Raw genomic sequence first — 14,562 nt, 5'->3', positions numbered from 1 at the left:
TCCTGGGATGGCTGGGTTCTTAGGATGGAGGCCATGGTCACCGACTCCGCTCCCCCGGTCAGCACCACCCCGGGAGCCGGGTCCGGCGTACCCGAGAAGCCGAGCCTCGACGGTCTCGAGGACTCCTGGGTCGCCCGCTGGGCCGAGCAGGACACCTACGCCTTCGACCGCGCCGCCGCCCTGGCCGCCCCGCGCGAGCAGGTCTACTCCATCGACACCCCGCCGCCGACGGCCAGCGGGTCGCTGCACGTGGGCCACGTGTTCAGCTACACCCACACCGACATCGTCGCCCGCTACCAGCGGATGCGCGGCCGGCACGTCTTCTACCCGATGGGGTGGGACGACAACGGGCTGCCCACCGAGCGGCGGGTGCAGAACTACTACGGCGTCCGCTGCGACCCGGCCCTGCCCCACGACCCGTCCTTCACCCCGCCGGACAGGCCGGGCAAGGACCAGGTGCCGATCAGCCGCCGGAACTTCGTCGAGCTGTGCGAGCGGCTGACCGAGGAGGACGAGCGCGCCTTCGAGCAGCTGTGGCGCCGCGTGGGCCTGTCGGTGGACTGGTCCAACGTCTACCGGACGATCTCGGCGACCTCGCGGGCCACCGCGCAGCGGATGTTCCTGCACAACCTGGCCCGCGGCGAGGCCTACGCCCAGGAGGCACCCACCCTCTGGGACGTCACCTTCCGCACCGCCGTCGCCCAGGCCGAGCTCGAGGACCGCGAGCGCCCCGGCGCCTACCACCGGATCTCCTTCTCCTCCTCCGACGGCCCGGTCTTCATCGAGACCACCCGGCCGGAGCTGCTGCCGGCCTGCGTCGCGCTGGTGGCCCACCCCGACGACGAGCGGTACCGGCCCCTGTTCGGGACGACGGTGCGCACACCGCTGTTCGAGGTCGAGGTGCCGGTGGTGGCCCACCGCCTGGCCGAGCCGGACAAGGGCTCGGGCATCGCGATGATCTGCACCTTCGGCGACCTCAACGACGTCACCTGGTGGCGCGAGCTGCAGCTGCCCACCCGGGCGGTGGTCGGCTGGGACGGCCGGTTCGTGGCCGAGGCCCCCGACGGCGTCCCGGCCGGGCCCTACGCCGAGCTGGCCGGGAAGACGGCGTTCAGCGCCCAGCAGCGGATCGTGGAGATGCTCCGCGAGTCCGGCGACCTGCACGGCGAGCCGAAGACGATCACCCACCCGGTCAAGTTCTTCGAGAAGGGCGACCGGCCGCTGGAGATCGTCACCACGCGGCAGTGGTACATCCGCAACGGCGGGCGGGACGCCGAGCTGCGGGACGCGCTGGTCGCCCGCGGCCGGGAGATCCGGTGGGTGCCCGAGCACATGCGGCACCGCTACGAGAACTGGGTCGAGGGCCTCAACGGCGACTGGCTGATCAGCCGCCAGCGGTTCTTCGGCGTCCCGTTCCCGGTCTGGTACCGCCTCGACGACGCCGGCGAGCCCGACCACGCCGCGCCGCTGCTCGCGCCGGAGGAGTCCCTCCCGGTCGACCCGTCGTCGGACGTGCCGCCGGGGTTCGAGGAGTCGCAGCGCGGCGCGCCCGGCGGGTTCGTGGCCGACCCCGACGTCATGGACACCTGGGCGACGTCGTCGCTGTCCCCGCTGGTGGCCTCGGGCTGGGACACCGACCCGGAGCTGTTCGCCCACGTCTTCCCGATGGACCAGCGGCCCCAGGCGCACGACATCATCCGCACCTGGCTGTTCTCGACCGTCGTCCGCTCGCACTTCGAGTTCGGCGCGGTGCCGTGGACGCACGCCACCATCTCCGGCTTCGTCGTCGACCCCGACCGCAAGAAGATGTCGAAGTCCAAGGGCAACGTCGTCACGCCGATCGACGTGCTCGAGCGCTACGGCACCGACGCCGTCCGGTGGCGGGCCGCGGGCGCCCGGCCGGGCGCGGACTCGCCGTTCGACGAGGCGCAGATGAAGGTCGGCCGCCGGCTGGCCATGAAGATCCTCAACGTCGGCAAGTTCGTGCTGGGCCTCGGGGTCACCGCCGGGCTGAGCGGGGAGCAGGTCACCGAGCCGATCGACCTCGGGCTGCTGCGCCGGCTGGCCGGGGTCGTCGACGAGGCGACGGCGGCCATGGAGGCCTACAACTACACGCGCGCGCTCGAGGTGACCGAGGCGTTCTTCTGGTCGTTCTGCGACGACTACGTGGAGCTGGTGAAGTCCCGCGCCTACGGCACCGGCGCGGCGGCGGAGTCGGCGCAGGCCACCCTGGCGCTGGCGCTGTCGGTGCAGCTGCGGCTGTTCGCGCCGGTGCTGCCGTTCGTCACCGAGGAGGTCTGGTCCTGGTGGCAGGGCGGCTCGGTGCACCGCGCGCCGTGGCCGGCCGCCGCGGAGCTGCCCGCCGGCGGCGACCCGGAGGTCGTGCCCGTGGTCGCCGCGGCGCTGGCCGGGATCCGCAAGGCCAAGTCCGACGCCAAGGTGTCGATGCGGGCCGACGTCGAGTCGGCGACGGTCACCGCGCCCGAGGCGCAGGTGCCGCTGCTGGAGGCCGGCCGCGCCGACCTGATCGACGCAGGGCGCATCGCGGCGCTGACCGTCGTCGGCGGCTCCGGTCCGCTGACCGTCGACGTCGTGCTGGCGCCGCCCGCGGAGGCCTGAGCTAGGCCGCCGTCTCCCGTGCCCAGCCCGGCGCCGGGCCGAGGCCCAGCCGCCACCGGGCCGCCTCCTCCGACGGGCTGTGGTCGCCCAGCGCGAGGCGCAGCCCGCGCAGCTGGGCGCGGGCGACGGCGACCTGGGCGGCCCCGCCGCGTCCCCGGCCGGGGACGCCGGCACAGCCGGCGAGCGCCGGCGAGACGAGGTGGGCCGCGGCGCCGGCCAGGCCGCGGTAGAAGATCCGCTCCGGGGGGCTGAGCCCGGGTGGCGCGGTGACGAAGGCGCGCATGGAGTCGGGGACGGGCGCGAGCTGGGAGCGGTACGCGGCCAGCGCCTCTGCCAGCTCGGCGGCGCTGGCCGGGAGGTCGGTGGTGCCGAGCTCCCGTGCGCTGCGCGCCCACTCGCGGACGTAGACGTCGGGCCAGCCGCGGCCGTACCGGGCGGAGAGGTCGCGGCCGACGGCCTGCTGGGCGGCGAGGAAGGCGTCGGTGAAGGCGAGGTGCACCCAGCGCAGCAGGCCCGGGTCCGACGCGGAGTAGGGCCGGCCGCGGACCCGGCCCCGCACGGTCTCGTGCATCCCGCGGACCCGCGCGGACTCGCGCTCGGCGAGTTCCTCGGAGCCGAAGGTGCTGACCACCAGCCAGCGCGCGGTGCCGGCCAGCCGCTTCCACGGGTCCTCGCGGTAGGCCGAGTGGCGCTGCACGCCGGCGAGGGCGAGCGGGTGCGCCGCCTGGCCGAGCAGCGCCGCGACGCCGCCGACCAGCGTGGACAGGTCGCCGTGCACGCGCCAGACCACGCCGTCGGGCTCGAACCAGCCGGGGCCGGTGCCCACCCGGGCGATGTCGCGGACCCACTCGGGCGCGCCGGTCGGGTCACCGGAGACGCGGGCCCGGAACGCCCCGCGCGCGGCCTCGGGCAGGGACGTCAGCACGCGCACTCCCCCGACTGTGCCAGCCCCCCGCTCCCCCGGCCCGCCGACGCCGTGGGGCACCTGGCCGGGAGGGCGTGGTGTGCAGGTGTGGCGCGTCCTGCCCTCCGCGCGCGCCACCACCGCACATCACCGCGGTCCACAGGCGGTCGGCCTGTGCACAGGTCGTCGCGGACGACCGTCGGGCGTCCCGGTTCGTCGCACCGTCGCGGGGTGGTCCGCGACCTGTTGCCCCTCCTCGGCCCCCACGGTGTCGCCCGCACGTCGGACCTGGCCGGGCGCGTCGACCGGCACACCGTCGGCCGCTGGGTCGCCCAGGGCCGGCTGCTGCGTCCGCACCGCGGGGTGGTGGCCACGCCGGAGTCGTGGGAGGAGTGGCGCACCCGCGCTCTCGCCGGCGTCCTGGCCACCGCTGGCGTGCTGAGCCACTCCACCGCGCTGGCAGTCTGGCGGGTGCTGGACGACGACGGTGGTCCGGTGCACGTCTCGGTGCCTGCCCACCGGCGAGCACTGCACGGTCCCGGTCTGGTCGTCCACCGGGTGCGCGCCCTCGACGTCGACCGGCTCGGAACCTTCCCCGTCACGCCGCTGCCGCGGGCTCTGGTCGACGGATGGGGCTGGGCGTCCGGACGACACGGATCGCGACGGGCGGTCGATCGTCTGCGGGGTGCGGTGATCGGGACGCTGCGCGAGCGCCAGGTGAGGACCGCGGATCTCGCCCGTGAGGCGGCCCTCCGCGCGGCGCTGCCCGGTCACCGGGACCTGGTGGACCTCCTGCGCCTGGTCGAGCGGGGATGCCAGAGCGAGCTGGAGATCTGGGGCGTGCGGCACGTCCTGACCGGGCCGGGCATGCCTCGCTTCGAGCAGCAGCACCCCGTCGTCCTGCCGTGGGGGACGGCGCACCTGGACGCCGCACTGCCGGAGTTGCGGGTCGCAGTCGAACTGGACGGAGCGGCCTTCCACGGCAGCGCGGAGGCCCGTGAACGGGACACCCGCCGCGACGTCGCGCTGGCCGCGCTCGGCTGGGTGGTGCTGCGGTTCAGCCACCGCCGGCTGACCCGGGACCCCGACGGGTGCCGCCGGGAGATCCTCCAGGTCTGCCGCGCCCGGGAGGCGCTCCTGCGCCCCAGGTGAGGTGCGGGTGCGGCGCGATCCTGACGAGAGACGCACCGCGAGCGCACACCACCGGGCCACCTACGCGAGCGAGCCCGCCCCCGGGATCGGGGACGGGCTCGTCGGTGGTGCGTCAGCGCGTCAGGCGCTCTTCTCGCGGCGCTCGCGGGTGGGCTTGCGCGGCACGATGGTCGGGTTGACGTGCTCCAGCACGACCTCCTTGGTGATCATCACGGAGGCGACGTCGTCACGGCTGGGCACCTCGTACATCACCGACTGCAGCACCTCCTCCATGATCGCCCGGAGCCCGCGGGCGCCGGTGCCGCGGAGGATGGCCTGGTCGGCGATCGCCTCGAGGGCGTCGTCGCTGAACTCCAGCTCCACGCCGTCGAGCTCGAACAGCCGCCGGTACTGGCGCACCAGGGCGTTCTTCGGCTCGGTGAGGATCTGGATCAGCGCGTGCCGGTCGAGGGCCTGCACGCTGGTGATCACCGGGAGCCGGCCGATGAACTCGGGGATCATGCCGAACTTCAGCAGGTCCTCGGGCATGACCTCGGCGAAGGCGCTGGAGGCCTCGATCTCCTTCTTGCCGCGGATCTCCGCGCCGAAGCCGATCCCCTGCTTGCCGACCCGCTGCTCGATGACCTTCTCCAGGCCCGCGAAGGCACCGCCCACGATGAACAGCACGTTCGTCGTGTCGATCTGGATGAACTCCTGGTGCGGGTGCTTGCGGCCGCCCTGCGGGGGCACCGACGCCGTCGTCCCCTCGAGGATCTTCAGCAGCGCCTGCTGCACGCCCTCACCGGAGACGTCGCGCGTGATCGACGGGTTCTCGCTCTTGCGGGCGATCTTGTCGACCTCGTCGATGTAGATGATCCCGGTCTCGGCCCGCTTGACGTCGTAGTCGGCGGCCTGGATCAGCTTGAGCAGGATGTTCTCGACGTCCTCGCCGACGTAGCCGGCCTCGGTCAGCGCCGTGGCGTCGGCGATCGCGAACGGGACGTTGAGCATCCGGGCGAGGGTCTGCGCCAGGTGCGTCTTGCCGCAGCCGGTCGGGCCCATCAGCAGGATGTTGGACTTGGCGAGCTCGACCGAGTCGTCCCGGCTCGAGCGCTCACCGCCGGCCTGCACCCGCTTGTAGTGGTTGTAGACGGCGACGGCGAGCGTGCGCTTGGCCTTCTCCTGGCCGATGACGTACTGCTCGAGGAAGTCGTGGATCTCGCGGGGCTTCGGCAGCTCGTCGAACTTGAGGTCCGACGACTCCGAGAGCTCCTCCTCGATGATCTCGTTGCAGAGGTCGATGCACTCGTCGCAGATGTAGACGCCGGGGCCAGCGATGAGCTTCTTGACCTGCTTCTGGCTCTTCCCGCAGAACGAGCACTTGAGCAGGTCACCGCTCTCACCGATTCGTGCCACCTGCTGACCTCCACCTCGGGGGAAGCAGGTCCTCCGGGGTACGGACCTGCGGATGATGTGTCACTGGGAGTGCCCGTGTTGGTCCCGCTGGTGGCGGGTGCCGCGAGGACGACCCTCCCGACGCTGCCGGCCGGGGATCGCGCGCTCGCCGACGGTACCTGCCGCCACCGACGCCGCGGGACTCCGACGCCCCGGTGCGCCGGGGGCGCTCGACTCGCTCGTCACTCCCGGCACTGCCCCCCGAACGGTACGGGGTGAGGCCGCGACACGCGCGACCTTCTTCCCGCACCGCCCGGGGGACGTGTGGCTCATGCCGTGGGCAGCGCGTTGAGCTTCCGGCTCTGGATGACCTCGTCGACGATGCCGTACTCCTTGGCCTCGGTCGCGGTCAGGATCTTGTCGCGGTCGATGTCGGAGCGGACCTGCTCGGCCGTCCGGCCGGTGTGCCGCGCGAGGATCTCCTCCATCTGCTTGCGCACCCGCTCGATCTCGGCGGCGTGGATCTCCAGGTCCGAGACCTGGCCGCCGGCCTCGCCCGAGGGCTGGTGGATCAGCACGCGGGAGTAGGGCAGCGCGAGCCGCTTGCCCGGGGTCCCGGCCGCGAGCAGGACGGCGGCGGCCGAGGCGGCCTGGCCCATGCAGACGGTCTGGATGTCGGGGCGGACGAACATCATCGTGTCGTAGATGGCCATCAGCGACGTGAACGAGCCGCCGGGTGAGTTGATGTAGATCGTGATGTCGCGGTCCGGGTCGGCCGACTCCAGCGTGATCAGCTGGGCCATGACGTCGTTGGCCGACGCGTCGTCGATCTGCACCCCGAGGAAGATGATGCGCTCCTCGAAGAGCTTGTTGTAGGGGTTGGACTCCTTCATGCCGTAGCTCGTCCGCTCCACGAAGGAGGGGAGGATGTAGCGGCTGGAGGGCATCTCGAAACTCACGTCAGTTCTCCGAACCCTCAGTTGTCGGCGACCGGGTTGGTGCTGTCGGTCATGGTGGCGCGGCTGACGACGTGGTCGACGAAGCCGTACTCCAGGGCCTCCTGCGCGGTGAACCAGCGGTCGCGGTCGGAGTCGCGCTCGATCTGCTCGAGCGACTGCCCGGTGTGCTGGGCCTGGAGCTCGTTGAGCTCCTTCTTGGTCCGCCGGAACAGGTCGGCCTGGATGGCGATGTCCGCGGCGGTGCCGCCGACGCCGGCCGAGGGCTGGTGCATCATGATCCGCGCGTGCGGCAGGGCGTAGCGCTTGCCGGCGGTGCCCGCGGTCAGCAGGAACTGGCCCATCGAGGCGGCCAGGCCCATGCCGTAGGTGGCGACGTCGCAGTCGATGAACTGCATCGTGTCGTAGATGGCCATGCCGGCGCTGACCGAGCCGCCGGGCGAGTTGATGTACAGGTGGATGTCCTGCTTGGGGTCCTCGGCCGAGAGCAGCAGCATCTGGGCTGCCAGCTGGTTGGCGATGACGTCGTCGACCTGGGTGCCCAGGAAGATGATGCGCTCGCGCAGCAGGCGCTCGTAGACCGAGTCGTTGAGGTTCATCCCCCCGGCGGCACCCCGCATCAGCGGGCTGTACGCCGGGTTCGGGTCGGTGCTCACGGGTGGTGTGACCTCCGTTGGCGGTGGATCGAGTCGGTCTCGGTGGGCGGGGAGCGGGGCCGGCGGCCCTGGCGGGCCGTACCCCCGGCGTCCGCCCCGAGTCACGTCGACCCTAACGCGCACCCCTGGGCCGGGAGTCCCGGCGCGGGCCCTGTTCGCCGTCGGCGCAGCGGACCCCGCTCGTGACCGGCCGGCGGACGACGGACGCCGCCCTCCCCGCGCACGCGGGGCAGGACGGCGTCGGTCAGGCGGCCCCGTCCCGAGGCTCGCCCCGAGCTCGCCCGGGGTGAGGAGGACGGGGACCTTGGTCAGCCCTTGGTGACGTCCCCGCTGTCCTCGGTGGCACCCTCGGCCGCCTCGACGGCGACGGCGTCGGCGACCTCGGCGTCGGGCGCCTCGTCGTCGGCGGAGTCGGAGGCGGCGTCCGTGGCGTCGTCGTCAGCGGAGGCGGCGTCGTCGGCGGCCGGGGCCGTCTCGGTCGCGCGGACCGTCTGCGGGCGCACGGACTCCAGGTCGACGACGTTGCCCGAGGCGTCGGTGATCGTCGTCTGCTCGAGCAGCTGGGCCAGCGCCTTGGTGCGGCGGACGTCGGCGACGAACTCGGCGATGTTGCCGCTCTGCTGCAGCTGCTGGGCGTACTGCTCCGGGCTCATCCGGTTGCGCGAGGCCTGGGCCATGATCTGCGCCGACAGGTCGTCGTTGTCGACGGTGATCTCGCGGGCGTCGGCGATCGCGTCGAGGACGAACTGGGTGCGGACGGCCTCCTCGATGTTCGTGCGCTGCTCGGCGGCGTAGGCCTCACGGCTCTCCGTGCCCGACATCGACAGGAACGTGTCCCAGTCCATGCCGGCGTTGGTGAGCTCGGTGGTGAGGGCCTGGTCGCGGTACTCGATCTCGCGGTCGACGAGGCCCTCGGGGATCGGCACCTCGGTGGCCCCGAGCAGGTGCTCGACGAGCTTGTCGCGGGCCTGGGCGCCCTGCTGCATGACCTTGACCCGCGAGAGCCGGGTGCGGACGTCGTCGCGCAGCTCCTCGAGGGTGTCGAACTCGCTGGCGGTGGAGGCGAACTCGTCGTCGAGCTCGGGGAGCTCCTTGGCCTTCACCGAGCGGACGGTGACGGTGACCTGGGCCTGCTCGCCGGCGTGCGGCCCCTGCTGCAGCGGCGTCCCGAACGTGGCCGACTCGTCGGCCGACAGCCCGCGGACGGCGTCGTCGAGGCCCTCCATGATCGAGCCGGAGCCGACCTCGTAGGACATGCCGCTGGTGGCGCCGTCCTCGAGCACCTCGTCGCCGACACGGGCCTCGAGGTCGATGGAGGCGAAGTCGCCGTCCTGGGCGGCGCGCTCGACGCCGGTCAGCATCGCGAAGCGCTCGCGCATGACCGTGACCTGCTGGTCGATCTCCTCGTCGGTGACCTCGACGTCGTCGACGGTGACCGACAGGTCCTCCAGGGCGGGCAGCTCGATCTTCGGCGCGACGTCCACCTCGGCGGTGAACGCCAGGGTGTCGTTGTCGTCGAGGCGGGTGACCTCGATGTCGGGCTGGCCGAGGACGCGGACCTGGTTCTCGCGGACGACCTCGGAGTAGACCTCCGGGATGGCGTGCTGGACGACCTGCTCGAGGACGACCGGGCGGCCGATGCGCTGGTCGAGGATGCGGTTGGGCACCTTGCCCGGGCGGAAACCGGGGATGCGGACCTGGGTCTTGAGCTCCTTGTAGACCTCACCGAAGGCGTGGTCCAGGTCCCCCCACGGCACCTCGATCGCCATCCGGACCCGCGTGGGGCCCAGTTCCTCGATGGTGCTCTTCACAGCGGCAGTGCTCCTCGGTACGACGGAAGGGGACGCCGGGACCGGCGCCGGATCGACCCCCGAGTCTAGAGACGCCGGGGGCGGGGTCGGGGTGGCGGGATTCGAACCCACGGCCCCCCGCTCCCAAAGCGGGTGCGCTACCAAGCTGCGCCACACCCCGTGGCGGCTGCGAGTCTAGGCGCGCTCCCCGGGCACGACGGCCGGACGGCGTCCCGCCCACGGTGCGGCCTCCTCGAGCGCGGCCGCCACCCGCACCAGCAGGTCCTCCCGCCCGGCGCCGGCCACCAGCTGCACGCCCACCGGCAGGCCGGCGTCGGTGGTGTGCAGCGGCAGGCTGACCGCCGGCTGCCCGGTCACGTTGAACTGGGCGGTCCAGGGGATGAACGACGAGATCCGGCGGCCCTCCTCGCGCGGTCCGGCCGCGGTGAACCAGCCGAGCTCCGGCGGCGGCGCGCCCACGGTCGGGGTGACCAGCAGGTCGAAGCCCTCGCCGCCGTCCTCGGCCGGTGTCCAGAAGGACGCCATCCGGCGCGACCAGGCGCCCAGCCAGGCGCGGGCGGCGAGGTACTCCGGTGCGGTCATCCGGTTCCCGGTCAGCCGGTAGTACGCGTTGCGCGGCTCCAGCTCGTCGTCGGCGATGTCCCGGCCGACCACCCGCTCGAGGTCGGCGAGGGTGCGGGCGGTGTCGGCGGCGATGGTCGCGTTGAAGTGGCGGGAGAAGTCGTCCTCGAACAGGGCCGCCGGGGATGCCACCTCGACGGCGCAGCCGAGCTCCGCGAGCAGCCGGCCCGTCGCGGCGACGGCGGCCCGGCACTCGGGGCTGTCGAGCCAGCGCTCGTGGGGCGGGGCGTCGGCCAGGCCGACCTGCAGCCGCCCGACCGGGGCGCCGACCTCCTCTTGCAGGAGTCGCGGTAGCGGCGGCGCGGCGTAGGGGTCGCCGGGCATCGGCCGGCCGATCAGGTCGAGGACGGCGGCGGTATCGCGGACCGTGCGGGTGACGACGCCGTCGATGGTGGCGCCGGCCCAGCCCTCGCCGACGTCGGGGCCCTGGCTGACCCGCGCCCGGCTGGGCTTGAGCCCGACCAGCCCGCACTCGGCGGCGGGGACGCGGATCGACCCGCCGCCGTCGCTGGCGTGCGCGACCGGCACGAACCCCGCCGCGACCGCCGCGGCCGACCCGCCGCTGGAGCCGCCGGTGGAGTGGGCCGGGTCCCACGGGTTGCGGGCCGGCGCGTTGGCGGCCGGCTCGGTGGTGACCGTCGTCCCGAGCTCGGGGACGTTCGTACGGCCGAGGACGACGAAGCCGGCGGCGCGGAACAGCGTGGCCAGGTGGCTGTCGCGCCGCCAGCGGATCCCGGCCTGCTGCAGCGGGCCCAGACCGTAGGCGGTCTCCTCCCCCGCCATGTGGCAGCCCATGTCCTTGAGCAGCAGCGGCACACCGCGGAACGGCCCGTCGGGCAGCGTGCCGGCGGCCTCGGCGCGGGCGGCGTCGAAGCGGTCGCGGAGGACGGCGTTGATCTCCGGGTTCCTCGCCTCGATCCGCGCGATGGCGGCGTCGACCAGCTCGGCGGGGCTGACCTCCCCGCGGCGCACCAGGTCGGCCTGTGCGGTGGCGTCCAGCTCTGTGGGCTCGGTCACGCCCGGACGCTATCGGCACCACCCGCTACGCTGGTCGGGCACCTCGCGGGTGTAGCTCAATGGCAGAGCCCCAGCCTTCCAAGCTGGCCATGCCGGTTCGATCCCGGTCACCCGCTCCACGCATAACCGCAGGTCGGAAGGCCTGTTAGGGCAACTGGAGAAGGTCTGGAGGACCCTCCGGAAGGCCCGTTTGAACCCTTTCATTACCCCTGTTTGCCGCTGCGTGGGTCATGGATGGGTCACGCCGCTCGGCTTGAACCGCCTGGTGAGCCAGCCCCTCCGGCCGCCGATCCGAGCCCGTGACCCACTTGGGTCACGGGCTACTCCAGGACCCGTCGCTAGGCACGAGTGCTCGGGACGGCGCACGGCGACCGCCACTCCAGGGCCGCACAGCGGCGCGAGATCCTCACCCTCGCGCCGGCGTCACCTAAGCGTGCCTAGGTGGGCGAGCCGGTCGCGGCCGCAGCCGCCGCAGTAGTGAGGCGGCGAGGATTCCGAAAGGCGGGACATGGGCGGATAATGCTGAGCGGGTCCGACCAGTTGCACCGGAGTTCCGGCGGCGTTGCCTGTGCGGAGTGGCGCTGTCAGTCGACGGGTAAGGCTTGCCCCGGGCCGGTGGCCGGCTCCGCAGCGGGCAGCCTGTCGACCCGGAACGCGTACAGGCTCAACCCGTCACCGATGGGCTCGAGGACGGCGCAGGTGGCCGTCACGGTGCCGGGCACCGCGGCGGCACCGATCGCGCGGCCGGCCGTCACAGGGAGCGCGGCGAGTGCCGGGGCGGGCAGCGTCACCGTGCCGCCGGCGGCGTTGGCCCAGCCGAGCCCGTGCCGTAGGCAGGCACCGGCCACGTAGCGGGCGAGCCGCTCGTTGAGCAGCTGCACCACCCACCGGTCACCGGCGGGCACGACGGCCACGCGAAGGAAGTCCCGCAGTAGCTCCCCGAAGGTCATCGTGTCCGGAGAAATGCCGGTGTGGCTGTCTCGCGGGTACTTCAGCTCCACGACGGCGCCGCCGGGCGGGTCGACTACCAGGTCGAGCTTGCCGCCGGCGAGTTCGGGAGCGAGCACCTCGACGGCCAGCCGTTCCGGTGCGACACCGAACCGCTCGAGCACCAGCACCGTCTCCAGCCGCACGGAGTCCTCGGTCAGCAGGTGCCCACGTCCGGCCGCCCGGTGCGCCGCTACCCGCGCCGCCACCGCAGCCCACACCCCCAACCAGTCGATCACCGCCGCATCGTCCACGACCGGCACCACCCGCCGCGCCTGACGCCCCGGCCGTACGCATCACCGGAACGAGCTGGTGGGCGCACTACCGTCCGGCGCCGTGACCGCCCCTCCTCCACTCGACGTCCCCGACGACTGGCCGCGGCCAGCGCCTAGTGAGCTGCAGTATGCGCGGCGTGTAGTCATCGAGGCACTCTCCGATGACACCACCCGGCCGACCACCGCCCGGCTCGGCAAGTACTACGACCCCGGCTGGCGGGGTGCTGGCACGACGTTCCTTGAGCTGCCGCCAGTCGATCCGTTCAGCGTCACCGCCGCCGATCTGCACGCCCTCACGGTGCTCAACGCCCCCGTAGACGCGCTGATCACCCGTCGGCTGCTCGTCGACCCCGCCATCCGCTCCGACATCGAGCAGGCCCTGGAAGGACTACCGGTCGACGTCGACCTGGCCGCCGCGGACCGGGCGACGTTCGAGGCGATGGAGGCGCTGGCGCAGGCAGTCCACGCCGGGTGCTGCGACCCGTGGGTCGCCAAGCCCAACCCGTGGGTGACGTCGGCGAAGCTGTGCGCCCGCAAGCGCTCAGGGTTGTTCCCGGTGCGTGACCGGGTGGTCTGCGAAGGACTCAGGCTGTACGGCACCCCAGCCCGGCGGTACGGGACCCGCCGGGTCGACTGGCAGGTGTTCGCGTTCCTGATGAGCGACCCGGACATCGTCCAGCGCCTCGAACAGCTCATCAAGGAGGTGCGGACGTTGCACGACATGGTCTGCGACGCGGTGCCGCTGCGCGTGCTCGACGTCGCTTTGTGGACGTGGCTGAGTCGCCACTGATCTCTCGCGCGCCCCGGTTTCGTTGACGGTCGTCGTCGACGAAACCGGGGCGGGTGGCGGCGAACCGGCGATTCTTCCGCGACGCGGCCTGAACCGATCCCGCGGCCGCTGACTGGGTCGCGGAACGGCCGCCGTCACACTGAAAGCGCTCATCGTCAACAAGTCAGGCTGTCCGCTCCAGACGCGGCTTCCGGAGTGTGCCATCGGTCCTGCGGACGACGATGACGCCCGCGCGATGTCCAGCGAGCGACACTCACGTTCCGGCCGGCGACGCTTTCCTTGCGTCAGGCCCGAGAGCGCAATGCGGCAGCAGGCGCGCACCGGACCGGTGCGGGCCCTACTCCTCTGCCATCGGCGTGCGCTTCACGCGCGGCTTGCTGCGGGTCAGTCTCCGGCGGCCGGCGCGAGATCTTCGTAGGTCTGAAGTTCCCAGTCGAGGGCCTCGGCCATGGCTCGCCACCGAGCGGGTGGGCTGTCGAGGAGCTCGTTGGCAAGGCTGTGCCCGACAAAGGTGGTGGCACCGGTCAGTGCGAGCTCGACCTGGGTGCGGTTGCGCCTGCGAGAGGCGACGTCAGCGAAGCTTCAGGCACCGTTCTCCCCGGCGACGTGGGTGAAGCCGTTGCGGACGTTCCTGTACTGGGGCCACTCCTTCGCCCACTGGTCGCGCAGGGCGGGGCTGACGTAGCGGCGCATCTCGGCGATGAGTGCGTTTACGCTGGCTTCGAGGTTCGATCTGCCGCTCTGGGGACGCAGGCCGTCCGCCAGCCCGCACGCCCGCCACAGCACGGCGCTGCGAGCATCTCGGACTACTCGTCCCCCTCGGGCAGCTTGACCACGTGCCGGACCAGCCCCTCGTAGGCCAGCTGCGCGCTGCGGTCAGTGAGTGGCTCGCAGAACACGACGGGCAGTGCACGGTTGTAGTCCCCCACCACCTGGCCCAGGCTCCAAGGAGCGAGCGCGACGCGGCTGTGATTCCTGACGAGTTCCGGCGGGTCACAGGCGGTCGGCCAATTAGGTCGAGGTCCGAATCCACCTCGACCCCAGGGGGCGCCGGCCAGTTCATCAAGGAGCTGAGGGCGCTCAACTCTCGCAGCGCCACAGCCCAGCTTCTCGTGGCTGTCCTGGAGATCATCACGCTCAAGCGGTCGACGCGCTAACGGAAGTGATGGGGGTGGCAATGAGCTTCAGTCCCGCGTTCCAAGCCCACCTGACCGAGCTGATCTGCATGAAGGCCGTCGACGAGGCCGCCGAGCGCACGACCAACGGCGACCCCTCTACTGCTGAGAACGTGCTCTACGACTGGGAGCTCGAGGCCTCCGAGTGCGTCGACCCGGTCGACGAGCGCAGCGCTCGCCAGGCTCGGCCCCTGCCACGCTTCGAGCGAGAGATGGGGCTGTGAC

Annotated in this window: 12 protein-coding genes and 2 tRNA genes; 5 read left to right on the top strand and 9 right to left on the bottom strand. The window is 72.5% G+C overall.

The genetic code is table 11. The features are described from left to right. Positions 1-33 precede the first annotated feature (33 nt). Entirely contained in the window at positions 34-2,619 is a 2,586-nt protein-coding gene (gene valS / locus HLV61_RS01975) for a valine--tRNA ligase (RefSeq protein ID WP_369252431.1), read from the top strand. Position 2,620: 1 nt separating this feature from the next. Here the strand turns inward: valS and HLV61_RS01970 are convergent, their stop codons facing one another. Next, positions 2,621-3,550: an oxygenase MpaB family protein gene (locus HLV61_RS01970; protein WP_369252429.1), complete on the bottom strand. Its 930-nt coding sequence runs from the start codon at positions 3,548-3,550 to the stop codon at positions 2,621-2,623. A 204-nt stretch (positions 3,551-3,754) separates the two neighbouring features. Here HLV61_RS01970 and HLV61_RS01965 point away from each other — a divergent pair, with 204 nt between their 5' ends. After that, complete coding sequence (locus HLV61_RS01965; RefSeq protein ID WP_369252427.1) at positions 3,755-4,675, top strand: DUF559 domain-containing protein; 921 nt, start codon at positions 3,755-3,757, stop codon at positions 4,673-4,675. A gap of 120 nt (positions 4,676-4,795) precedes the next feature. Here the strand turns inward: HLV61_RS01965 and clpX are convergent, their stop codons facing one another. From clpX to HLV61_RS01935, 6 genes are all read right to left on the bottom strand, one after another. Continuing rightward, positions 4,796-6,070 (bottom strand): ATP-dependent Clp protease ATP-binding subunit ClpX, encoded by a 1,275-nt coding sequence (gene clpX / locus HLV61_RS01960; protein ID WP_369252425.1) that lies wholly within the window; start codon positions 6,068-6,070, stop codon positions 4,796-4,798. A 308-nt stretch (positions 6,071-6,378) separates the two neighbouring features. Continuing rightward, positions 6,379-7,008 (bottom strand): ATP-dependent Clp protease proteolytic subunit, encoded by a 630-nt coding sequence (locus tag HLV61_RS01955; protein WP_440284457.1) that lies wholly within the window; start codon positions 7,006-7,008, stop codon positions 6,379-6,381. 17 nt (positions 7,009-7,025) lie between these two features. Continuing rightward, a complete protein-coding gene (locus tag HLV61_RS01950; RefSeq protein WP_425432366.1) occupies positions 7,026-7,661 on the bottom strand; it encodes an ATP-dependent Clp protease proteolytic subunit in 636 nt (211 codons plus the stop codon). A gap of 308 nt (positions 7,662-7,969) precedes the next feature. Further along, positions 7,970-9,472 carry a trigger factor gene (gene tig, locus HLV61_RS01945; RefSeq protein ID WP_369252423.1) on the bottom strand — a complete coding sequence of 501 codons (1,503 nt, stop codon included), beginning with the start codon at positions 9,470-9,472 and terminating at the stop codon, positions 7,970-7,972. 86 nt (positions 9,473-9,558) lie between these two features. After that, positions 9,559-9,632, bottom strand: a tRNA-Pro gene (locus HLV61_RS01940). 14 nt (positions 9,633-9,646) lie between these two features. After that, a complete protein-coding gene (locus HLV61_RS01935; RefSeq protein ID WP_369252421.1) occupies positions 9,647-11,110 on the bottom strand; it encodes an amidase in 1,464 nt (487 codons plus the stop codon). Positions 11,111-11,155: 45 nt separating this feature from the next. Here HLV61_RS01935 and HLV61_RS01930 point away from each other — a divergent pair. Continuing rightward, a tRNA-Gly gene (locus tag HLV61_RS01930) sits at positions 11,156-11,229 on the top strand. 465 nt (positions 11,230-11,694) lie between these two features. On the opposite strand, the gene HLV61_RS01925 is transcribed toward HLV61_RS01930, so the two are convergent. Further along, positions 11,695-12,336, bottom strand: coding sequence for a hypothetical protein (locus HLV61_RS01925; protein WP_369252419.1), 642 nt, complete (start codon positions 12,334-12,336; stop codon positions 11,695-11,697). 97 nt (positions 12,337-12,433) lie between these two features. Here HLV61_RS01925 and HLV61_RS01920 point away from each other — a divergent pair, with 97 nt between their 5' ends. Further along, entirely contained in the window at positions 12,434-13,162 is a 729-nt protein-coding gene (locus HLV61_RS01920) for a DUF6308 family protein (protein WP_369252417.1), read from the top strand. 806 nt (positions 13,163-13,968) lie between these two features. Here HLV61_RS01920 and HLV61_RS01915 read toward each other — a convergent pair. After that, positions 13,969-14,094: a hypothetical protein gene (locus HLV61_RS01915; RefSeq protein WP_369252416.1), complete on the bottom strand. Its 126-nt coding sequence runs from the start codon at positions 14,092-14,094 to the stop codon at positions 13,969-13,971. 245 nt (positions 14,095-14,339) lie between these two features. Between HLV61_RS01915 and HLV61_RS01910 the strand changes: the two genes are divergently transcribed. Then, positions 14,340-14,561, top strand: a complete 222-nt coding sequence (locus HLV61_RS01910) for a hypothetical protein (protein WP_369252414.1) — start codon at positions 14,340-14,342, stop codon at positions 14,559-14,561. The last annotated feature ends 1 nt before the right edge of the window (position 14,562 follow it).

This window comes from Geodermatophilus amargosae (genome assembly GCF_041028265.1).
GTDB classification, from domain to species: Bacteria; Actinomycetota; Actinomycetes; order Mycobacteriales; family Geodermatophilaceae; genus Geodermatophilus; species Geodermatophilus amargosae_A.
Note: the sequence above shows the minus strand (reverse complement) of the source record. Positions and strands in the feature narration are given on the sequence as shown.